Genomic DNA, 20,918 nt, shown 5'->3' with positions numbered 1-20,918 from the left:
ATGTGCGCCCACCCCGCGCGACTCAGTCGCGCAGCGCCTCGATCACGCTGGTGAGGTGGGCGCGGACGGCCTGTTCGGCCGCCTGCGGGTCCCTGGACCTGATCGTCTCGATCATCGCCAGATGTTCGTTCAGGGAGTGCTGCGGACGTCCCGGCCGCAGCGCCAACTGGAAGCGGTGCCGTACCAGTTGGGCGTTGAGCCGCTCCAGCAGATCCACGGCGGTCTGCTGGCCGGAGAACTCCCGCACCCTGGCGTGCAGCTCCTGGTTGAGCTCGGAGTAGGTCATCGGCTCGCCGTCGGCCACGGCCTTGGTCATCGCCGTGCCCAGTTCGGTGAGTTCGGCGAGCTGCTCGTCGCTGGCCAGGGTCGCCGCCTTGGCCGCGCACAGTCCTTCGAGAACCATGCGGCACTCGGTGATGGCGACCGCCTCCTCGACGGTCACCACCCGCACCCGGGAACCCCGGTTGCGGATCCGCTCGACGAGGCCCTGGGCCTCCAGATCGATGAGCGCGGCCCGGATGCTGGCCCGTGTCACACCGAACTGCTCGGCGAGCTCGTTCTCCACCAGCCGCTGTGCCGGTGCCATCTCGCCGTGCAGGATCGCCTGCCGCAGCTGCGCGAGCGCATGCTGCTTGGCCTGCTCTCCGGTGCTCGGACGGGCTTCTTTCGGCATCGTTGCCCTCCCTGAGTGAGTGCCTGTCGAACCTAAATCTAGCGAACAAGATTGTCAACAATTTTGTCTGCCGGACCCGTCAGAGGAAGGCGAGGGTCCAGGAGATCGCAGCCCGGGAGACGCCGAGCGGCGCCGCGGCATCGGTGAAGGTGCCCTCGTCGACGATCGCGACGAGACAGCGCAACCGCCCGAGACGGTGTTCTCTTCAGCCGTCCCCGCGGCCCAGCCGGTAGCCGAAGCCCCTGCGCGTGTGGATCAGCGCCGGGTTCTCCCGGTCGACCTTGCGGCGCAGGCGGGAGACCAGCTTCTCGATGGCCTGGTCGCCGCGGTACTCGCCCCAGACGTACCGGGAGATCTGCTCCTTGGACAGCACATGGTCGGCGTTGGCCAGCAGGTGGCGCAGCAACCGGTACTCGGCGGGCGTCAGGTCGAGCGGGCGGGCGCCACGACTGGCCCGGCAGGTGGCGTCGTCCAGGACGAGGTCGCCGTAGGACGGCCGTGTCGGGTGCCGCCCGGGACGGCCGCGCAGCAGGACCTGGGCCCTCGCCAGGACCTCGGCGATCCGCAGGGGCCTGGTGACGTAGTCCTCCGTCCCGGGACCGAGTTCGGGGAGGAGGGCCTGGAGCGCGTCGCAGGTGGTCAGGAAGAGCATCGGGGGCCGGTCCGCGGCGGGCAGTCTGCGACCGCGCGCGAGGCTCTCCTGGCCGGGCAGCCCGGCGTCCCAGACGATCAGGTCGAACCGGTGCCGGATGAGGCGGGCCATGCCCTCGGCGCCGGTGTCCGCCGTGCCGACCCGATAGCCGGCCAACCCGAGGGTCGTGGAGAGCAGTTCGGTCTCGCGGGGGTCCGAGACGACGACCAGGACGTGCTGTCCGGCGCCACGGGGCGACGAGCGGGGCTGGTCGATGACGTTCGCGTACAGGGCGTGATCGTTCATGCGGGGCTCGCTCCGGAGGCCGGGCCGGGAAGACCGAGCGGTGTCTCGGTGTGGGCGACGAAGTCGTCGACCAGCCTCCGGAAGAGCGCGGCGAGCTGTTCCAACTCGTCGGGCGCCCAGTCGGCCAGGGCCACTTCGACGCCGCGCCGGCTCGCCTCCCGTATCCGCTCCACCGCCGCCAGTCCGGCGTCCGTGAGCTGCACGCGCTGCGCCCGCCGGTCCTCCGGGTCCGCGACCCGGACCACGTAACCGCCCTGCTCCAGCTGTCGCAGCTGGCGGGTGACATGGGAGGCCTCCACGGAGAGCCGGACCGCCAGGACCCCGGGGCGCACCGGGTCGCTGGCCGCGATGTTGCGCAGGATGGCCACGGCGGCCCGGTCCAGGTCCAGGCCGGCCACCGCCATCAACCGCTCGTGCTGCCGGGCCCTCCCGGCCAGATAGGTCATGCGACTCAGGACGCGCTCGATCTCGATCACGTTCGCCGACACGCACGCTGCCGACGCGGGATTGTGTGCGGGCATGGCACCACCTTAGAGGTAGTTGCCTAACTTAAGCAATATGGGGATGATTGCTTGACTTAAGTAACTCGCACGTGCTTGCCTAAGTCAAGCAAGACGTCACCAGGCGAAGCGCCGCTGAGAGTGCCGCGATGCGTGGCTCGTCGCGCAGTTCCTCGCGCCCCTTCGGGGGCGCGGTAGTGCACGGGATTGAACAGGGACCCCCACCCCATGATCGACAAACCGGCGGATCTCCCCCGCATCCGTCCACGGTTCTCCGATACGGCACTCCCCCTCACCCTCTTCGTCTGCTCCGTTCCCGGAAGTCTCATCACGCTGCCAGGCGACGACCCCGCGGTCAGCTGGTGGCCCGGGGTGCTGTTGACCGGGTCGGCCTGTGTCGGGCTGCTGTGGCGTCGGAGTCGGCCCCGCCTCACGACCGCCGTGGCCATCGCCTGCGCGACCGCCGTGGCCGCGCTCGGCTACATAGTGACCGTTCTGTTGCTCGGCCCCCTGATGACCGCCCTCTACTGTCTGGCCCTGCGCACGGACCGCAGGACCGCGAACACCTTCGCCGCCGCAGGCATCGCGTGCCTGGTCTCGGCCACTCTGCTCGCCGGCCCCCGTGACGAACCCCTGGTTCTCAAGCTGCTGGAGCCCGCCGCCTGGCTGCTGCTGCCGGTCGCCCTCGGCACCACGACCCGGCTGCGCGGCGCCTACCTGGAGGCCGTGCAGGCCCGTGCCGAGCACGCGGAGCGCACCCGGGACGAGGAGGCACGACACCGGGTCACCGCCGAGCGCATGCGGATCGCCCGCGATCTGCACGACGTGGTCGCCCACCACCTCCTCCTGGCCCACATCCAGGCCGGCGCGGTCGGCCGGATGCTGCCCGAGCGACCCGACGACGCCGGGAGGATCGCCGCCGAACTGGCCGGCACCACCTCCGCGGCGCTGCGTGAGCTCAAGGCCACCGTCGGCCTGCTACGGCACGACACCGGCCCCGCCGGCCCCGGCAAGCCGCCGGAGCCCACCCCGGGCCTTGCCCACCTGCACGAACTCGCCACGTCCTTCCGGCACGCCGGGCTCACGGTCACCCTCGCCTCCGAGGGAACGGCACGGCCCCTGTCCGCCGGTACGGACCTCACGGCCTACAGCATCGTCCAGGAAGCCCTCACCAACGTCACCAAGCACGCGGCCGTCGGCACGGCGGAGGTACGGCTCGTCCATCGCGCCGACAGTCTGCTCGTGTCCGTCACCAACGGCGGCAGCGCGGCCGACTCCCGCTCCCCCGACGGCGGTTACGGCCTGATCGGCATGCAGGAGCGGACCCGTTCCGCCGGCGGCCGGGTCCGGACGGGGCACCTGCCACAGGGCGGCTACGAGGTCGTCGTCGAGCTGCCGTACCGCACGGAGGAAACGGCCGTCTGAGCCGTGTCGTCCAGCCCACACCCGATTCAACTTGCTTAAGTCAATCAATTACGATTCACTTGAGTAAGTCAAGCAACCCCCTTGTTTCCTGATGGAGGCCCCTGCCATGTCCGACGCCCTTGCCCAACCCGCCGAAGCGGGGGCTTCCACGCCGCCGAAGCCGAACGCCGTGGTGGCCGTGCTGGCCCTGGCCGGAATCGTCGTCTCGCTGATGCAGACCCTGGTCATCCCGATCGTTCCCGAGCTGCCAAAGCTCCTGCACGCGGAGGCCTCCGACACCGCCTGGGCGGTCACCGCCACGCTCCTCGCCGCTTCCGTGGCCACCCCGGTCGTCGGACGGCTCGGCGACATGTTCGGCAAGCGCCGGATGCTGCTGCTCAGCATCGTGCTGCTGGTGTCCGGTTCGGTGGTCTGCGGCCTCGCCGACTCCCTGGCCCCGATGATCGTCGGACGGGCCCTGCAGGGCCTGGCCGCCGCGGTGGTGCCGCTCGGCATCAGCATCATGCGGGACGCGCTGCCCGCCGACCGGCTGGCCGGGTCCACCGCGCTGATGAGCGCCTCGCTCGGCGTCGGTGGTGCGCTGGGGTTGCCCGCCGCCGCGTTCATCGCCGACAACTGGAACTGGCACATCCTGTTCTGGGTCTCCGCCGCTCTCGGCGTCCTCGCCTTCGTGCTCGTCCTGCTGATCATCCCGGAGTCGAAGGTGCGCGCCGGCGGCCGTTTCGACCTGGTCGGCGCGCTGGGTCTGTCGGCCGGTCTGGTCTCGCTGCTGCTGGCCGTCTCCAAGGGCGGTGACTGGGGCTGGACCAGCGGCTCCACGCTGGGCCTGGGCATCGCCGCGATCGTGGTCTTCCTGGCCTGGGGCTTCTGGGAGCTGCGCAGCACGCAGCCGCTGGTCGACCTGAGGACCACCGCCAAGCCGCAGGTGCTGTTCACCAACCTCGCCTCGGTCGCCCTCGGCTTCTCGATGTTCGCGATGTCCCTGGTGCTGCCGCAGCTGCTCCAGCTGCCCTCGCAGACCGGCTACGGTCTCGGCAGGTCCATGCTGACCGTCGGTCTGGTGCTGGCCCCGCAGGGTCTGGTGATGATGGTCATGTCCGCGGTCTCCGCGGGCGTCACCAAGGCCAAGGGCCCCAAGGTCACGCTGATGATCGGTGCGCTGATCGTGGCCGTCGGCTACGGCCTGAACATCGTGCTGATGTCCGAGGTCTGGCACCTCGTCCTGGTCTCCTGCGTCATCGGCGCCGGCGTCGGCTTCACCTACGGCGCACTGCCCGCCCTGATCATGGGTGCCGTGGACCCCTCCCAGACGGGCGCCGCCAACAGCCTCAACACCCTCATGCGGTCCCTGGGCACGTCCTTCGCGAGCGCCCTCGCCGGGGTGATCCTGGCCCAGATGACCACCGACTTCGGCGGCACGGCACTGCCCTCGGAGAACGGCTTCAAGGTCGTGATGGCCATCGGGGCGGGGGCCGCGCTGCTCGCCTTCCTGGTCGCGACGTTCATCCCACGCCAGCGCCAGACCGCGTCGCAGGCTCCGGCGGACGGGCCGTCGGAGCCCGCGGAGGCCGCCGCCAAGTCGTGAGCCGAGCGGGTCGGTATCGGCCGAGCGGCCGTCGCTCCCTTGTGGGGGTGGCGGCCGCTCGGTGTGGGTGGAGTCCGCGACGGAGTGTCCTCACACCTGGGCCGACACTCCACACTCTGTCGACGGACGGCCCGGGAACGACCTCGCTAGGGTCGGCCCATGGACCACAGTTTCGTACTCCACATCCCCGACGCCGAGCTCGAGTCCGAGCCCCTCGCCCGGGAGCAGATCGTCTCCGGAACGCCCGAGGTGACCGGGAAGGTGGTCTGGGAGTCGGAGGACGGGCGGCAGATCCGGGGCATCTGGCAGATCACCCCGGGCGTCGTCACCGACACGGAGGCGGACGAACTGTTCGTCGTCGTCAGCGGTTCGGCGACCATCGAGGTCGAGGGCGGACCGACGCTGGAAGTGGGGCCCGGCGACATGGCCGTACTGCGTGAGGGCGACCGTACGACATGGACGGTGCACGAGACGCTGCGGAAGGCGTACGCGATCAACCTCTGAGCGGGCCCTCGTCAATTCGCGTCCGGCGGACCCGCCGTCGTCCCCCGGATCTCCAGCACCGGCACGGCGAGATCCGTACGGCCCTGCCCCCCGCGCCCCTCGAACCGGTCGAGCAGACAGCGTGCCGCCCGCCGGCCGACCTCGTGGCTGGCGTTGTCGACGGTGGTGAGCCAGACGTGGCGCAGCCGGGCGATGCTCGTGTTGTCGTAGCCGACGACGGACAGGTCGCGCGGGACGGCGAGGCCCAGTTCCTCGGCGGCCGACACGGCGCCGATGGCGGCGATGTCGTTGAAGGCGAAGACGGCTGTCGGCCGGTCGGGGCGGCTCAGCAGCCGGACCGTCGTACGGTAGCCGCCCTCTTCGGTCATGTCGCTCGCCTCGACGACCGCCTCGCCCGCGAGACCCTGCGCCCGCATGGTCGCCTCGAAGCTCTGCCGGCGCAGTTCGCCGACCGCGCCGTAGCCCGCGATGTGCGCGATGCGCCGGTGGCCGAGGCCGATCAGGTGCTCGGTGACCAGACGGGCGCCGCGCTCGTCGTCGTTGGCGACGACGTCCACCCCCGGCAGCCCGGGCTCGCGCGCACCCGCGACCACCACCGGGAGGCGTTCGGCGACCGCTCCGAGCGCGGCGGGGTCGGGCAGGGTGCCGACCACGACCAGGCCGTCGACCCCGAGGTCCAGGAAGGGACCGGCGGCGTCCTGTCCGGTACGGCGGTTGAGGCGGGCGTCGGCCAGGAGCATGCTCAGACCGTTGTCGTGGAGCAGTGAGCCCAGGCCGTCGAGCAGGTCGACGAACCAGGGATTGCGCAGGTCGTTGAGGAGGACGCCGACCGTGCGGGTGCGCTGCTCGCTGAGGCTGCGGGCGGCGGCGTTCGGCCGGTAGCCGAGCTCGCGCACGGCCCGCAGCACGGCCTCCCGCTTCTCCGGGCGCACCTGGTCCGAGCCGCGCAGGACGAGCGAGACCAGCGACTTCGAGACTCCGGCCCGGTCGGCCACATCGCGGATCGTCGGCGGTCTCATGGGTATGGACCGTTCCATGAGGGGGCGCGGCCTGTCAAAGGGTTGACAGCTTGCGGAAACGGAACCCAAGGTGACCTGGACAGATTATGGACCGGTCCAAAGAAGGGCTCCCCAATGGTCGATACGCTCGGTGTCGCCGTCGTCGGATTCGGCTGGATGGGGCGGGTGCACACCCAGGCGTACGCCCGTGTTCCGCACCACTATCCCGGGCTCGCCCTACGTCCCGAGCTGGTGACCGTCGCGGAGGAGGTGCCGGGGCGGGCCGAGGAGGCCGCCGCGCAGTTCGGGTTCGCCTCGACGACCCGCGACTGGCGCGAGGTCGCGGCCGACCCGCGGGTCCAGGCCGTCAGCATCACCGCGCCGAACTTCCTGCACCGCGAGATCGGCGTGGCGATGGCCGAGGCCGGCAAGCACATCTGGATCGAGAAGCCGGTGGGCCTGTCCGCGGCGGACGCCCGTGCGGTGGCCGACGCGGCGGCCGAGGCCGGGGTGCGGAGCGCGGTCGGGTTCAACTACCGCAACGCGCCCGCCGTGGAGGCGGCCCGCGAGCTGATCGCCTCCGGTGAGATCGGCACGGTCACCCATGTCCGTGTCCGGCTGTTCAGCGATTACGCGGCTCACCCGCAGGGCGCACTGACCTGGCGCTACGAGCGTGAGCGCGGCGGAAGCGGAGTGCTCGGCGACCTCGCCTCGCACGGCGCCGACCTGGCCCGCTTCCTGCTCGGCGACATCGTCTCCCTGACGGCCGACACCGCGATCTTCCTGCCGGAGCGCGCCCGCCCGACCGGCGCCACCGCCGGGCACACCCTCGCGACCGGAGAACTCGGGCCGGTCGAGAACGAGGACTACGTCAACTGCCTGCTGCGCTTCGCCTCCGGCGCCCGTGGCGTCCTGGAGGCCTGCCGGGTCTCGGTCGGCGAGCAGAACAACTACGGCTTCGAGGTGCACGGCACCAAGGGGGCGGTGTTCTGGGACTTCCGCCGCATGGGCGAGCTGGGCATCAGCCGCGGCACGACCTACCAGGACCAGCCGGTCAGCACCGTCCATGTCGGCCCGGGCGACGGCGAGTTCGGCGCCTTCCAGCCGGGCGCGGCCAACGCCATGGGCTACGACGACCTGAAGGTGGTGGAGGCGTACCGCTTCCTGCGTTCGGTGGCCGAGGGCACGTCCTACGGGGCCACGCTGGCGGACGCCGTGCACAGCGCGACCGTGCTGGACGCCATGTCCCGGTCCGCGGAGAGCGGTTCCTGGGTGGAGGTGTCGGCATGACGGTCCGGGTGGGGTGATCGGGGCCGGGTGATGGGCGCCGACCCCCGCGTGGACGCCGTCGCCCTCGCCTCGCACGACTCGACCCACGCGGAGCTGACCGTGGCCGCCTCGACAACGGTGCGCAATTGCGTTGCCGGGCGAGTGACGCGCCCCTCCAGGGGCGCGGGGAACTGCGCGACAAGCCACCACGGACCCGCACCCGAAAGCCGACCTAGTACGGCATGTTGTAAGGCGTCACCACCTGAATCGCCGAAGGCACCGTCACCCCCGCCGGCGGCAACGCCCCATGCGCCCGCATCACGATGTGACACGCCTCCCGCATGTCCTGCCGCAGGTCATGGTGCAGCACGGCGGACAACCGATGCTCCCGCAACAACCGGTCGTTGTCATGATCGAGATCGTGCGCCACGAACACGGCACACTCCCGGCCCAGATCCTCGAACGCCTGCAGTGTGGCGATGTTGCCACCCCCGATCGAGTACACCGCCCGGATCTCCGGATCACGCTCCAGCGCGGCCTTGACCAGGTCGTACTGCGTGGCGTCCAGCCCCTGCCCCTCGGCGATCTCGACGACGGCGCGCTCGGGGTGCCGGGTGCGCATCGCGCTGCGGAACCCCATCTCGCGCTCCTCCTCGTTGCGGAAGAAGCCGCTGCTCAGGCTGGCGAGGACGTTCCCGGGGCGGTCGCCCAACCACTGGCCCATGAGATACGCGGCCGTCGCGCCCGCCGCCCGGTTGTCGATGCCGACGTAGCCGAGGCGGGCAGTCGAGGGCAGGTCGGTGACCAGGGTGACCACGGGGATGCCCGCCTCCGCGAGCCGGCCGACGGCGGCCGCGACCTCGGGCACGTCCGGCGCCTTGAGGATCACGCCCTGGGAGCCGCGCCGGGCTATCCGGTCGAGCGTCTTCGTCAGTTCCGCCACCGGCCCGGTCTCGCGGAAGTGGAAGCGGGAGCGCACGACGGCGGGGTGCAGGGCGGGCAGCTCGGCCTCCAGGGCGGCACGCACCGCCGTGGAGAAGCGTTCCGGTGTCTGCATCACTATGTCGATCATGAAGGTGCGGCCGACCAGCCGGACCTGGGTGCGCTGCCGGTCGAGGTCGGTGATGGCCTGGTGGACCTCACGGGCCGTGCTCTCCCGCACCCCTCCCCTGCCGTTCAGGACCCGGTCGACGGTGGCCTCGCTCAGACCCGCCTGACGTGCGATTTCCCGGATCGGGAACGGGTGTCCCACGTGACTGCTCCTTGAGGGGTTTTTGATGGCCGCCTGCTGGTTGTTCGACGCCTTTGTCATGACAAGAATGACAGCGCTGAGTCGCCCCTGTCACCGAGAGGACGTCGATGTCCTTCACCGCCGTACACCGCCGTGCCTGGCTGTCCGAGCAGGACTGCGACCTCGACTCGTTCCGCGTACTCGTCGAGCGGACGGCCGACCCCGCCGACTATCCCTACGCCTCCGACGTGCAGCGGAACGTCCTGCTGTACGACGCCGAGCGCGTCCTCGGTGCCGAGGACCGGCGGGAGGTGCAGGAGGAGCTGGTGCGGGCCCTGACCGACGGCCCGGGGGTCGTGGTCTTCCGGGGTGCCTTCCCCGAGACCGCTGTCGTCGACCGGTTCACCGCCGTGTTCGACTCGCTGATCCGCGAGCAGTACGCGGCCGGTGCGACCGCCGGTGACCACTTCGCCAAGCCCGGCGCCAACGAGCGGGTGTGGAACGCGCTGGAGAAGGCGGCCCTCTACGACCCGTCGGCGTTCGCCGACTACTACGCCAACCCGGTCCTCGCCCTGGTCTCCGAGGCCTGGCTGGGCCCCGGCTACCAGGTCACCTCGCAGGTCAACGTGGTCAACCCGGGCGGCCTCGCGCAGTCCGTGCACCGCGACTACCACCTGGGCTTCCTCAGCAACGAGGCCGCGGCCGCCTACCCGGCCCATGTGCACCGCCTCTCCCCCGTGCTCACCCTCCAGGGCGCGGTCGCGCACTGCGACATGCCGGTGGAGTCGGGACCGACGCTGTACCTGCCGTTCTCGCAGCTGTTCGAGCCCGGGTATCTGGCGTGGCGGCGGCCGGAGTTCCAGGCGTACTTCAAGGAACACCACGTCCAGCTGCCGCTCGCCAAGGGCGACGCCGCCTTCTTCAACCCGGCGCTGTTCCACGCCGCGGGGACCAACCGCACGACGGACGTGCGGCGGATGGCCAATCTGCTCCAGGTCTCCTCGGCCTTCGGACGCGCCATGGAGACCGTGGACCGGGAGGCGGTGTCGAACGCGGTCTACCCGGTGCTGCTGCGGCGCAGGACCGAGGGCGCCGATCCGCGGTGGCTGGAGAACGTGATCGCGGCGAGCGCCGAGGGCTACCCGTTCCCGACCAATCTGGACAGCGACCCGCCGGTCGACGGACTGGCCCCGCCCTCGCAGGCCGACCTCGTACGGCAGGCGCTCACCGAGAACTGGAACCCGCGCGTGCTGCGGGACGCACTGCGGGCCTGCGCCGACCGGCGCACGAGCTGAATAGGACTTCGCAATCATGGGACTTCTCGACGACAAGATCGTCCTCGTCAACGGTGGCAGTCAGGGCGTCGGTGCCGCCATCGCCCGGGCTGCCGTCCGTGAGGGGGCGGTCGTGGCCGTCACCGGCCGACGGCCGGAGCCCGGTGCGGCGCTGGTCGCGGAGCTGGAGGCGGCCGGCGGCAAGGCGCTGTTCGTCCGGGCCGACCTCGCCGACGCCGAGCAGGCCAAGGGGGCGGTGAAGCAGGTCGTCGAGGCGTACGGGCGGGTCGACTGCCTGGTGAACTCCGCCGGGCTCACCTCACGGGGCACGCTCCTGGACACCACACCCGAACTGTTCGACCAGCACATCGCGATCAACCTGAAGGCACCTTTCTTCGCCATGCAGGCGGCGGTCGCGGACATGGTCGGCCGGGGGGCGCCCGGCACGGTCGTCAACATCATCACGTCCTCGGCGCACGGCGGACAGTCGTTCCTCGCGCCCTACGTCGCCGCGAAGGCCGGTCTGATCGGCCTGACCCGCAACGCGGCGCACGCCCACCGCTGGGACCGGGTCCGGATCAACGGCCTGAACATCGGCTGGACCGCGACCGAGGGCGAGGACGCCACCCAGAAGACCTTCCACGGCGCCGGTGACGACTGGCGTGAGGAGGCCGCGGCGAAGCTCCCCATGGGCAAGCTGGGCCAGCCGGACGAGATCGCCGACTTCGTGGTCCTCCTCCTGTCCGACCGGTCGGGCGTAGTGACCGGATCGGTGATCGACTGGGACCAGAACGTCCTCGGCGGCCTCGACTGACCTCCCCTCCCCGCTCGAAAAACCCCGCTCGAAAAGCCCCGCTCACCAGAAACGCCCCCAAGGAGCTGCACCCCCATGCGCATCGGAATCCTCGGCCTCGGCCGCATCGGCGCCTTTCACGCCGAGACCCTCTCCGGACTCGACGCGGTCGAGTCGCTCGTGCTCACCGACCCCTTCGCGGAGGCCGCCAAGGCGGCCGCAGACCGGTTCGGCGGCGAGGTCGTGGACTCGCCCGAGGCCCTGCTGGCCGCAGGCGTGGACGGCATCGTCATCGCGGCGGCCACGGACGCCCACCCCGGGCTGATCCTGGCCGGCGTCGAGGCGGGCATCCCCGTCTTCTGCGAGAAGCCCGTCGCCAAGCACATGAGTGAGGGCGTCGAGGTCCTCAAGGCCGTCGCGGGCAGCGAGGTGCCGATCCAGATCGGCTACAACCGCCGCTTCGACACCGGTTTCGTCAACGCCCGGGCCGCCGTGCAGAGCGGTGAGCTGGGCAAGCTGCACACGGTGCGCTCGACCACGCTGGACCCGGCCCCGCCGCCCGCCGCCTACATCGCCGCCTCCGGGGGCATCTTCCGCGACTGCTCGGTGCACGACTTCGACATCATCCGCTGGGTGACCGGCCGCGAGGTCGTCGAGGTGTACGCCGTCGGCGGCAACCGGGGCGCCGAGTACATCAAGGAGGCGGGCGACGCCGACACCACCGGCGCGATCCTCACCCTCGACGACGGCACCATCGCGGTGATCTCCAACTCCCGCCACAACGCCCGGGGTTACGACGTCCGCATGGAGATCCACGGCTTCCAGGACTCCATCGCCGTGGGCCTGGAGGACAAGCTCCCGCTGCGCTCGGTCGAGCCCGGGGTGACCTTCCCCGCGGGCACCCCGCACGACTTCTTCATGGACCGCTTCACCGCCGCCTACCGCGCCGAACTCACCGCGTTCACCGAGGTCGTGGCCGGCACCCGGCCCTCGCCGTGCACGATCGCGGACGCCCTGGAGGCGGGCTGGATCGCCGAGGCGTGCACGCTGTCCCTGCACGAGCACCGCCCGGTGACGATCGCCGAGGTCCGCTCCGCCTGAGCACTCCCTGTGTCCCGGACGCCTGAACCCCCGGGACACAGGGGTGAACACCGTGCCTCCCGCGCCCGTTTACGGTCACGTGATCTCTCCGTACGACCATGAGAGCCTCCCACGCCCGACCGATCCAGGAGGCACGACCATGCAGGAGTTACACGAGAGCGCCCGAACCGTGGCCGTCGTCGGCGCCGGACCGAGCGGCCTGGCCGTCGCCCGCGAACTGGAGCGCGCCGGACACCGGGTGACCGTACTCGAAGAGCAGGACACAGTGGCCGGGAAGTGCCGGAGCGTGCACGTCGACGGGCGCGCCTATGACCTCGGCGGCCACATCTGCACCAACAGGTACGAGCGGACGGCTCAGTTGCTGAGCGAACTGGACGTGGAGACGGAGCGCACCACCCGCTATCGCGTTCTCGACGCCGAAGGAAAGGCCGTGCGGCAGTCGATGGCGTTCCTGCGCGACGACGCCCTCCAGCGCTACCGGGCGCTGCGCGAGCGGGAGTTCCCCCGCATCGCCGAACCCGGGCTCGCCCACTCCGCGCGGGCGCTCGCCGCTCCGGTCGCCGAATGGCTCGCCGAGCACGGACTCCGGTCCATGGCCGACTCCTTCGGCACCGGGTACACGGCGGCCGGGTACGGCCATCTCGACGAGGGCATACCCGCCCTGTACTTCGTCAAGTACGTGGAGATGACGGGGCTGTTGGACCCGGGCCCCGAACTCCTCGGCCACTCGGGCGACTTCACGGTCGTGGGCGGGTTCGGCACGCTGTGGCGGCGGGTGGCGGAGGAGTTGAAGGACCTGCGGTGCGGGGTGCGGGTGATCTCGATCGAGCGGCACGCCGACGGAGTGCGGGTGCACACCGACGCGGGCCCGGTCGAGGCGGACGACCTGGTGCTCGCTGTCACCCCTGACCGTGTACTGCCGGTCCTGGACGCCACCGACGAGGAGCGCGACCTTGCCGGACGGATCCGCGGCAACGCCTACCACACCACCCTCGCCACCGCGTCCGGCCTGCCCGGCGACGCCTTCTACTTCCTCGCCGGCCACACCGCGAGCCGCGCGACGGCCGGCCACTGCGTCTCGTACCACCACCGCTACCCGGGCAGTGATGTGCGGACCTTCTACTCCTACGGCCGCCCCGAGGACGTCACCGCGCTGCTGCGGGAGGACGTCGAGGCGCTCGGCGGGCGCCTCACCGAGGTGCATCTCCAGCGTGCGTGGGCGTTCATGCCGTACTTCGGCGGCGCCGACCTCAGGGACAGGGCCCTGGACCGGCTCGACGCTTTGCAGGGCCGCAACCGCACGTACTACGTCGGCGGCCTTCCCGCCTTCGAGCTGGTCGAGTGCGCCGTGGCCCACGCCCAGGACCTCGCCCGCCGGCACTTCCCGCCCGCGCAGGGCACACTGACCCGGCAGGACCACCGTCCCGCCACCATCGAGGAGGAACCCCTGACATGAGCGAACCGCTGCGCATCGGAGTGCTGGGAGCCGCGCGGATCAGCGGGAGCTCGCTGATCGGCCCGGCCCGGGCGACCGGCCACCGGGTCGTCGCGGTGGCCGCGCGCGACCGGTCCCGCGCCGAGGCCTACGCGGCCGAGCACGGCATCGAGCGGGTGGCGGGGTCGTACGCCGAGCTGATCGCGGACCCCGAGGTGGAGGTCGTCTACAACCCGCTCGCCAACGGTCTGCACGGGCCGTGGAACCTCGCCGCGCTCGCCGCCGGCAAGCACGTCCTGTCGGAGAAGCCGTCGGCGAGCAACGCCGAGGAGGCCGCGGAGGTGCGGGACGCGGTCGCGAAGGCCGGCACGGTCTTCATGGAGGCCTTCCACTACCTGTTCCACCCGGTCACCCGGCGGCTGCACGAGATCCTCGCGAGCGGTGAGATCGGCGAACTGCGGCACGTCGAGGCCCTGGTGGCGATTCCCGCGCCGCCCGCCACCGACCCGCGCTGGTCACTGCCGTTGGCGGGCGGCGCGGTGATGGACCTGGGCTGCTACAGCCTGCACGCGCTGCGCATGCTGGCCCCCTGGGCGGGCGGCGCGCCCCGGCTGGTCTCCGCGCGGGGCGGCGAGCGAAGTGAGATGGGGGTCCCCCCGGACGGAGTCTGGGGAAGGGCGGCGGCACCGGGGGTCGACGAGTGGCTCGACGCCGATCTGGCCTTCCCGGGCGGTGCGACCGGGTCGGCGCGCTGCCACATGGCGTACGACTCGCTGGAGATGAGCTGCCGGATCACCGGGTCCCGGGGCGAGGTGTTCGCGCCGAACTTCGTGCTGCCGCAGCGCGACGACCGGGTCGTGGTGCGTACGGCGGACGGTGAGCGGACCGAGCGGCTCGGCACCCGGTCGTCGTACACCTACCAGCTGGAGGCGTTCGCGGACCGGGTGCGCGGGGGTGCGGCGCTGCCGCTGGACGCGGAGGACGCGGTGGCGACGATGTCGCTGATCGACGCCGCCTATCGCGCCGCCGGTTTCGAGGCACGGCCCCGGTCGGCGGCGGTTCGGTAACTACGTCCTGCGCAGGTCCGCCAGCTCGCGCCGGGTACTCAACTCCTTGTCGGTCTGCCCCAGTTCACCGAGTACACCGGCGAGACAGTCCAGGGCCGACGGCAACGCGTTCGCGCCGTGCGGCCTGCGGGCCTCGGCCACCGCCTCCACGGCGCAGGCGCGGGCCTCGGCGGGGTCGCCGGTGGCGCTGTGGCAGCGGGCGAGGTCGATCAGGAGCCGGATCCGCAGCGGCACCACGATCCCGGGCACCGACCAGGCGACGGCACCGCGCGCCGCCTCCCTGGCCTCGGGGCCGACGCCCAGCGCGTCCTCGTACCGCGCCAACCGCGTCAGCCCGCCGACCAGTTCGGCCAGGACCCGCGGCCGCACCAGCGCGACGCGCGCCGACTCCCTGAGCGACAGGGTGGCGAGGAGCGCGGCGCACTCCTCGTACACGGCCACGGACTCCGCCGTGCGGCCGGCCGCGGCGAGTACCGCCCCGTACGTCCGCAGCGCTCCGGGCAGCGTGCCGAACGACCGCTCCCGGCGCCCGGGTTCGGGGTGGGCGCGGTACAGTTCCACGGCCTCCCGGGCCGCCGCCACGGCCTCCTCGATCCGCCCGGCCTCCGCCAGCGCCCGCGCCCGCAGATGTACGGCGAACGCGGTCAGCGCCGGTGAGGGACGCGCGTCCGGTACCGACAGCGCGGCGTCCACCGCCGTGCACGCCTCCTCCTGGCGGTCGTTGAGGAGCAGCGCGTAGGCGCGCAGGGCGTGGGCGCGACCGAGCCCGTCGGCACCGTCGGGGAGCGAGCCGTGCATCGCGACCGCCTCCTCGGCCCAGGCCAGCCTCCGGCCCGCCGACGGCAGCCACCATGACACCCAGCCGGGCATGGCACCGTGCAGCAGACCGGCCCCGAGCAGCACGGCCCCCTTCTCCGGTGCCAACCGGGCCGCCGCGCGCGGCAACGGCAGCAGTATCCGTACGAGTCCCATACGCACCCCCCTCGCCGCCCCGCCGAGGACAGCCGCGCCATGGTTGCACAGAGGGTCACGCCGAGGACGCGATTCGTGAGGTACGTAGCGAGCACGGGGGAACTTCGCCGAACTCCCTCCGTACGGCAGGGAGTCAGCCGTACAGCGCGGGCCGTTCCACCAGCTCCACCGGCACCCGGCCGCCCTCGTTCAGCGACCGTACGCCCGCCTCGCACACGGCCGCCGCGGCGTAACCGTCCCAGACGCTCGGGCCGGTGACCTCGCCGCGGCGGGTGGCGTCGGCCCAGGCCTGGACCTCGCTGTCGTAGGCGTCGGCGAAGCGTTCGACGAAGTCCTGGGCGATGGTGCCGCCCCAACGCCCCGCCATGTTGGTGACCATGGCGTGGCCGTCGCCGACGCGGGCGGTGCCGCGTTCGCAGACCACCTCCGCCTGGACCTGGTAGCCGAAGCCGCAGTTGACGAAGATCTCCACATCGGACAGGGCCCCGCCGTCGGTCTCGAAGACGACGAACTGCGGGTCCTGGAGGTCGTCCGGGGCGTTCACCGACGGGGTCGGCCGCAGCACCGTGACCGCCGTGATCTCCTGTCCGAGCAGCCAGCGGGTCACGTCGGTCTCGTGGGCCACGGAGTCGCTGATCAGCATGTCGCTCGTGAAGAAGGGCGGACTCGCCGCGTTGCGGTGCCGGTTGTGCAGCATGAGCGGCCGCCCCAACTGGCCTGTCTCCAGCAAGGACTTGAGCTTCATGTACTCGGCGTCGTAGCGCCTCATGAAGCCCACCTGGACGCGCCGGCGCCCGAGTCGCCGCTCGGCCTCCAGGACCCGCAGGGCGGAGGCCGCGTCCGGGGTGAGCGGCTTCTCGCACAGCACCGGCAGGTCGTGCTCGAGTGCCTGGAGCAGCGCCGCCTCGTGGGCGGGCCCGGACGAGGCGATGAGGACGGCGTCGACGTCGGCCGCCGTCATCGCGGAGGCCGGGTCGGTGTAGGCGGTGCAGCCGTCCACGCGGGCGGCGACCTGTTTGGCGCGTTCCGCGTCGATGTCCACGACGGCGCTCACCCGGGCGCCGCTGATGGCCTCGCCGATACGGCGGACGTGGTCGGCGCCCATCTTGCCGGTGCCGATGACGGCGACGCCCAGGGTGCCTCGCTCGGTCATGGTCATCCCCTTCAGGCGCCGCAGGACCTCAGGAACTTGCGGGTGCGCACCGCGATCGGCAGCGGCTTGTCCGGCTCGCACGGGTACATGTCCTGCTCGACGATGGCGAACAGCTCCACGCCGAGCTTCTGCGCCGCGACCAGCACCGGCTCCAACTCGGGGACACCGGACGGCGGTTCGCACATCACCCCGCGCTGCACTGCCGGACCGAACGGGACCTCGTTCTTGACGACGTCCGCGAGGATCTCCGGGTCGACCTGCTTGAGGTGCAGATAGCCGATGCGTTCGCCGTACGTCTCGATGAGCTTGACGCTGTCGCCGCCGCAGTAGGCGTAATGACCCGTGTCCAGGCAGAGGTTGACGAGATCGGAGTCCGTCGAGTCGAGGAAGTGCTCGACGTGGTCCTCGGTGTCGAGGTGGGTGTCGGCGTGCGGATGGACGACGATGTCGAGTCCGTACGCCTCCTTGACCTCGTGGCCGAGGCGTTCCATGCCCTTGGTCAGGTGCGCCCACTGCTCGTGGGTCAGCTCCGGCGGCTCCAGGATCTCGGCGGTCTTGTCGTCGCGCCAGAAGGACGGGATGACCACGAGATGCTTCGCTCCCATGGCCTGGGTGAGCGCGGCGACCTGGCTGACGTGCTCCCAGGTCGACTCCCAGACCGAGGGGCCGCGATGGAGTCCGGTGAAGACCGTGCCGGCCGACACCTTGAGCTCGCGCTTGGCGATCTCGTCGGTGAGCCGGGCCGGGTCGGTCGGCAGATAGCCGTACGGCCCCAGCTCGATCCAGGAGTAGCCCGCCTCGGCGACCTCGTCCAGGAAGCGTTCCCAGGGCACCTGCACCGGGTCGTCGGGGAACCAGACGCCCCAGGAGTCCGGGGCCGAGCCGACGCGGATGCGGTCGAGTGGGGCCCCCATCTCAGGACTTCCCGTCGCTCGCGGTCGCCACGGGTGCGGTGAGGGCGTCCTCTTCGGGGAGGGCTTCGGTGTCGACACCGCGGACCTGGGACAACTCGTGCTTGAGGGCGGCGAGTTCGGCGCCGCCCGCCATGTGGTTGGTCAGCTCCTCCAGGGTGATCTGCTCGCGGGAGGCGGACAGTTCCATGGTGCCCAGGCGCAGCACGCTGAAGTGGTCGCCGACCATGTAGGCGTGGTGCGGGTTGTGGGTGATGAAGATGACCCCGAGCCCGCGGTCGCGGGCGGCGGCCACGTACTTGAGGACGACACCGGACTGCTTGACACCCAGCGCGGCGGTCGGCTCGTCCAGGATCAGGACGCGGGCGCCGAAGTAGACGGCGCGGGCGATCGCGACACACTGGCGCTGGCCGCCGGACAGGGTGCCGATGGGCTGCTCGAGGTCGTCGAGCACGATGCCCATGTTGCGCAGTTCCTCGTCGGCGGTCTTCTTCATCGCCTCGATGTCCAGGCGGCGGATCGGCCAGGGACCCTTGGTCATCTCGGAGCCGAGGAAGAAGTTGCGCCACACCGGCATCAGGGGAACGACGGCGAGGTCCTGGTAGACGGTGGCGATGCCCTTGTCGAGGGCCTCGCGCGGGGTGGAGAAGCGTACGGGCTGTCCGTCGACGAGGAACTCGCCCTCGGTGTGCTGGTGCAGCCCGGAGATGATCTTGATGAGGGTGGACTTGCCGGCGCCGTTGTCCCCGAGCACACAGGTGACCTGGCTGGGCCGGACCTGGAGGCTGACCCCGTGCAGGGCACGGATGTTGCCGTACGACTTGCCCGCGTTGCGCAGCTCGACGATCACTCCGTCGGTGCCGGGGGCGGTGTCGGGGGTGTCGGCGAGGATGGCGCCGTGGGTGCCGGCTTCTTCGTTGCTGTTGGTCATGGGGTGGGTCACCTCCGGGTCGCCGCGCGGCTGACCCACAGATTGATCAGGACGGCGCCGAGGAGCATCACGCCGAGGAAGGCCTTGAACCAGTCCGGGTTCCAGTTCGCGAACACGATGCCCTGCTGGACCATGCCGAACATGAACGCCCCGAACACCGGCCCGATCGCCGAGCCCGCGCCGCCGGTCAGCAGGCATCCGCCGATCACCGCGGCCGAGATGTAGATCAGCTCCTGGCCGACGCCCTCGCCGGACTGCACGGTGTTGAAGGAGAACAGGTTGTGCATGCCGACGAACCAGGCACCGAAGCCGACCAGCATGAACAGCGAGATCTTCGTGAACGTCACCGGCACACCGACGGCTCGCGCGGAGTCCTTGTTGCCGCCGACGGCGAAGATCCAGTTGCCGTACTTGGTGCGCAGCAGCACCCAGGTCGCCAGCGCCGCGAAGACCAGCCAGTACACGATCGTGATCTTGATCTGGACCCCGCCGACCTCGAAGGAGTTCGCGAACACCTTCTTCGCCCCGGCGAAGCCGTCCATGTTGCTGATGTCGTCGGTGGCGACGTTGTCCGTGACGAGCTTGGTGACGGCGAGGTTGGCGCCCTGGAGGATGAGGAACGTGCCCAGGGTGATCAGGAAGCTGGGCAGACCGGTCTTCACGACCAGCCAGCCGTTGAGGAAGCCGATCGCCAGCGACACCAGCAGGGCCACGAACACGCCGGCCCACACGTTCAGGGTGAGCTGGAAGGCGAACATCGACGCGGTCAGCGCCGAGGTGATCACCGCGACGCCCGACGACAGGTCGAACTCGCCGCCGATCATCAGCAGGGCGACCGGCAGAGCCATGATCCCGATCGTCGACGACTGGTACAGGATCGTCGCCATCGAGCTGCCCTCGCGCACCGGCGGCGCGGCGATCAGGAAGAACACCCACACCGCCACCGCACCCAGGAACACACCCACGTCGGGACGGGCCAACAGGCGTATGGCGAGGGGGCGTTCAGCGGTCCGCCCGTCCTTGACCTTGCCGGGGCCGGAGGCCGGCGGTGTGGTCACCGCCGGCTCGGCGTGCTGGGTCATACCCATCACCTGGTGCCCTTCGCCGCGTACTTGGCCACGGTGTCGACGTTGGACTTGTCGACGAAGGCCGGACCGGTCAGCACCGGCTGCTCACCGCCGCCCATGTAGTTACCGTTGTTCTTGTAGAGCCACAGCGAGTCGATCGCCAGGTAGCCCTGGAGGTAGGGCTGCTGGTCGACGGCGAACTGGATGGTGCCCTTGCTGATGGCGCCCGTCAGGTCCTTGTTGAGGTCGAACGTGGCGATCTTGGCCTTGCTGCCCGCGTCCGACACCGACTGCACCGCGGTCAGCGCGAAGGGCGCGCCGAGGGCGACGACGTAGTCGATGGACTTGTCCTGGGAAAGCTTGGCGGTGATCGTCGACTTCACGGACGGCATGTCGGTGCCGTTGACGTTCAGCGTCTGGAGCTTGCCGGTGAAGGTCTTCTTCACACCGTCGCAGCGCTGGGTCAGACCGATGTTGCCCTGCTCCTGGATGACACAGACGGCGTTCTTGGCGCCCTCGTCGTTCAGCCGCTTGCCGAGCGCCTCACCGGCGACCGTCTCGTCCTGGCCGAAGAACTCCATCAGGCCGAGCTTCTGCCACTCGCTGACGCCGGAGTTCAGGCCGACGACGGGTATGCCCGCCGCCTTGGCCTTGGAGACGACGTCCTTGAGGGCGTCCGGCTTGGCCAGGGTGATCGCGATGCCGTCGACCTTCTGGTCGATCGCGTTCTGGACCAGGTTGGCCTGGGCGGCCGCACTCGGGTCGGCCGAGTAGACCAGCTTGACGTTGTCCTTGGCGGCGGCCGCCTGGGCGCCCTTGCGGACGATGTCCCAGAAGGTGTCGCCGGGCGACTGGTGGGTGACCAGCGCGATGGTCATCCGGGGGGTGGTGGCCTTGCCCGCAGAGGCGCCGTCTGCGCTCTCCTCGGACTTCTTGCCGCCCGAGCTGCTGGAGCAGCCGGCGAGCGTGAGGGCCGCGGCCGCAGCCAGGGCCACGGCGGGGGCGAATCTCCGCGAACGGGAGAGAGAAGAGCGGTCCATCTTTCCTTGCACCTCACTGTGCGACGGGGAGAACGTCGGGAAAGGGGCGGAT

General features: G+C 70.9%; 20 protein-coding genes and 1 pseudogene. 9 read left to right on the top strand and 12 right to left on the bottom strand.

Annotated elements, in window-relative coordinates; all coding sequences use genetic code 11:
- Positions 1 to 22 precede the first annotated feature (22 nt).
- From AB0D34_RS25885 to AB0D34_RS25870, 4 genes and pseudogenes are all read right to left on the bottom strand, one after another.
- Positions 23 to 673 carry a GntR family transcriptional regulator gene (locus AB0D34_RS25885; RefSeq protein ID WP_362665238.1) on the bottom strand — a complete coding sequence of 217 codons (651 nt, stop codon included), beginning with the start codon at positions 671 to 673 and terminating at the stop codon, positions 23 to 25.
- A gap of 82 nt (positions 674 to 755) precedes the next feature.
- Positions 756 to 857: pseudogene (locus AB0D34_RS25880) on the bottom strand (LysR family transcriptional regulator); the annotation flags it as partial.
- A gap of 21 nt (positions 858 to 878) precedes the next feature.
- Positions 879 to 1,610 (bottom strand): response regulator transcription factor, encoded by a 732-nt coding sequence (locus AB0D34_RS25875; protein WP_362665236.1) that lies wholly within the window; start codon positions 1,608 to 1,610, stop codon positions 879 to 881.
- Positions 1,607 to 2,131: a MarR family transcriptional regulator gene (locus tag AB0D34_RS25870; RefSeq protein WP_362665234.1), complete on the bottom strand. Its 525-nt coding sequence runs from the start codon at positions 2,129 to 2,131 to the stop codon at positions 1,607 to 1,609. Before AB0D34_RS25870 ends, AB0D34_RS25875 begins: the two co-directional genes overlap by 4 nt.
- Before the next feature lie 207 nt (positions 2,132 to 2,338).
- Between AB0D34_RS25870 and AB0D34_RS25865 the strand changes: the two genes are divergently transcribed.
- The 3 genes from AB0D34_RS25865 (at position 2,339) to AB0D34_RS25855 (ending at position 5,624) form a co-directional block, all read left to right on the top strand.
- Complete coding sequence (locus AB0D34_RS25865) at positions 2,339 to 3,535, top strand: histidine kinase (RefSeq protein WP_362665232.1); 1,197 nt, start codon at positions 2,339 to 2,341, stop codon at positions 3,533 to 3,535.
- 106 nt (positions 3,536 to 3,641) lie between these two features.
- Positions 3,642 to 5,120, top strand: coding sequence for an MFS transporter (locus tag AB0D34_RS25860; protein WP_362665230.1), 1,479 nt, complete (start codon positions 3,642 to 3,644; stop codon positions 5,118 to 5,120).
- 159 nt (positions 5,121 to 5,279) lie between these two features.
- Positions 5,280 to 5,624: a cupin domain-containing protein gene (locus AB0D34_RS25855; RefSeq protein WP_164422498.1), complete on the top strand. Its 345-nt coding sequence runs from the start codon at positions 5,280 to 5,282 to the stop codon at positions 5,622 to 5,624.
- Between the two features lie 11 nt (positions 5,625 to 5,635).
- Here AB0D34_RS25855 and AB0D34_RS25850 read toward each other — a convergent pair whose 3' ends face one another.
- Positions 5,636 to 6,643 carry a LacI family DNA-binding transcriptional regulator gene (locus AB0D34_RS25850; protein ID WP_362665228.1) on the bottom strand — a complete coding sequence of 336 codons (1,008 nt, stop codon included), beginning with the start codon at positions 6,641 to 6,643 and terminating at the stop codon, positions 5,636 to 5,638.
- A 114-nt stretch (positions 6,644 to 6,757) separates the two neighbouring features.
- On the opposite strand from AB0D34_RS25850, the gene AB0D34_RS25845 reads away from it, so the two are divergent.
- Positions 6,758 to 7,912 carry a Gfo/Idh/MocA family oxidoreductase gene (locus tag AB0D34_RS25845; RefSeq protein ID WP_362665226.1) on the top strand — a complete coding sequence of 385 codons (1,155 nt, stop codon included), beginning with the start codon at positions 6,758 to 6,760 and terminating at the stop codon, positions 7,910 to 7,912.
- A gap of 211 nt (positions 7,913 to 8,123) precedes the next feature.
- Here the strand turns inward: AB0D34_RS25845 and AB0D34_RS25840 are convergent, their stop codons facing one another.
- The gene (locus AB0D34_RS25840; RefSeq protein ID WP_362665224.1) at positions 8,124 to 9,143 is read right to left on the bottom strand and encodes a LacI family DNA-binding transcriptional regulator; all 1,020 of its coding nucleotides are present in this window, start codon (positions 9,141 to 9,143) and stop codon (positions 8,124 to 8,126) included.
- Positions 9,144 to 9,250: 107 nt separating this feature from the next.
- On the opposite strand from AB0D34_RS25840, the gene AB0D34_RS25835 reads away from it, so the two are divergent.
- The 5 genes from AB0D34_RS25835 to AB0D34_RS25815 all read left to right on the top strand — a co-directional run bounded on the left by AB0D34_RS25835 (position 9,251) and on the right by AB0D34_RS25815 (position 14,792).
- Positions 9,251 to 10,417, top strand: a complete 1,167-nt coding sequence (locus tag AB0D34_RS25835) for a phytanoyl-CoA dioxygenase family protein (RefSeq protein ID WP_362665222.1) — start codon at positions 9,251 to 9,253, stop codon at positions 10,415 to 10,417.
- A 16-nt stretch (positions 10,418 to 10,433) separates the two neighbouring features.
- Complete coding sequence (locus AB0D34_RS25830) at positions 10,434 to 11,210, top strand: SDR family oxidoreductase (RefSeq protein ID WP_362665220.1); 777 nt, start codon at positions 10,434 to 10,436, stop codon at positions 11,208 to 11,210.
- 75 nt (positions 11,211 to 11,285) lie between these two features.
- Positions 11,286 to 12,290 carry a Gfo/Idh/MocA family oxidoreductase gene (locus AB0D34_RS25825; protein WP_362665218.1) on the top strand — a complete coding sequence of 335 codons (1,005 nt, stop codon included), beginning with the start codon at positions 11,286 to 11,288 and terminating at the stop codon, positions 12,288 to 12,290.
- A 139-nt stretch (positions 12,291 to 12,429) separates the two neighbouring features.
- Positions 12,430 to 13,746, top strand: a complete 1,317-nt coding sequence (locus tag AB0D34_RS25820; protein ID WP_362665216.1) for an FAD-dependent oxidoreductase — start codon at positions 12,430 to 12,432, stop codon at positions 13,744 to 13,746.
- Positions 13,743 to 14,792, top strand: a complete 1,050-nt coding sequence (locus AB0D34_RS25815; protein WP_362665214.1) for a Gfo/Idh/MocA family oxidoreductase — start codon at positions 13,743 to 13,745, stop codon at positions 14,790 to 14,792. The genes AB0D34_RS25820 and AB0D34_RS25815 overlap by 4 nt, the downstream gene beginning before the upstream one ends.
- Here the strand turns inward: AB0D34_RS25815 and AB0D34_RS25810 are convergent, their stop codons facing one another.
- From AB0D34_RS25810 to AB0D34_RS25785, 6 genes are all read right to left on the bottom strand, one after another.
- A complete protein-coding gene (locus AB0D34_RS25810) occupies positions 14,793 to 15,764 on the bottom strand; it encodes a hypothetical protein (protein ID WP_362665212.1) in 972 nt (323 codons plus the stop codon).
- A 133-nt stretch (positions 15,765 to 15,897) separates the two neighbouring features.
- On the bottom strand, positions 15,898 to 16,917 hold the full coding sequence (locus AB0D34_RS25805) for a Gfo/Idh/MocA family oxidoreductase (protein WP_362665210.1): 1,020 nt from the start codon (positions 16,915 to 16,917) through the stop codon (positions 15,898 to 15,900).
- A gap of 11 nt (positions 16,918 to 16,928) precedes the next feature.
- The gene (locus AB0D34_RS25800; RefSeq protein ID WP_362665208.1) at positions 16,929 to 17,831 is read right to left on the bottom strand and encodes a sugar phosphate isomerase/epimerase; all 903 of its coding nucleotides are present in this window, start codon (positions 17,829 to 17,831) and stop codon (positions 16,929 to 16,931) included.
- 1 nt (position 17,832) lies between these two features.
- Positions 17,833 to 18,759, bottom strand: a complete 927-nt coding sequence (locus tag AB0D34_RS25795) for an ATP-binding cassette domain-containing protein (protein ID WP_362665206.1) — start codon at positions 18,757 to 18,759, stop codon at positions 17,833 to 17,835.
- Between the two features lie 8 nt (positions 18,760 to 18,767).
- Complete coding sequence (locus AB0D34_RS25790; RefSeq protein WP_362665205.1) at positions 18,768 to 19,847, bottom strand: ABC transporter permease; 1,080 nt, start codon at positions 19,845 to 19,847, stop codon at positions 18,768 to 18,770.
- On the bottom strand, positions 19,847 to 20,866 hold the full coding sequence (locus AB0D34_RS25785; protein ID WP_362665203.1) for a sugar ABC transporter substrate-binding protein: 1,020 nt from the start codon (positions 20,864 to 20,866) through the stop codon (positions 19,847 to 19,849). Before AB0D34_RS25785 ends, AB0D34_RS25790 begins: the two co-directional genes overlap by 1 nt.
- Between the last annotated feature and the right edge of the window lie 52 nt (positions 20,867 to 20,918).

Source organism: Streptomyces sp. NPDC048420 (genome assembly GCF_040651535.1).
Lineage (GTDB): Bacteria > Actinomycetota > Actinomycetes > Streptomycetales > Streptomycetaceae > Streptomyces.
This window is presented reverse-complemented; position numbering and strand designations above follow the sequence as displayed.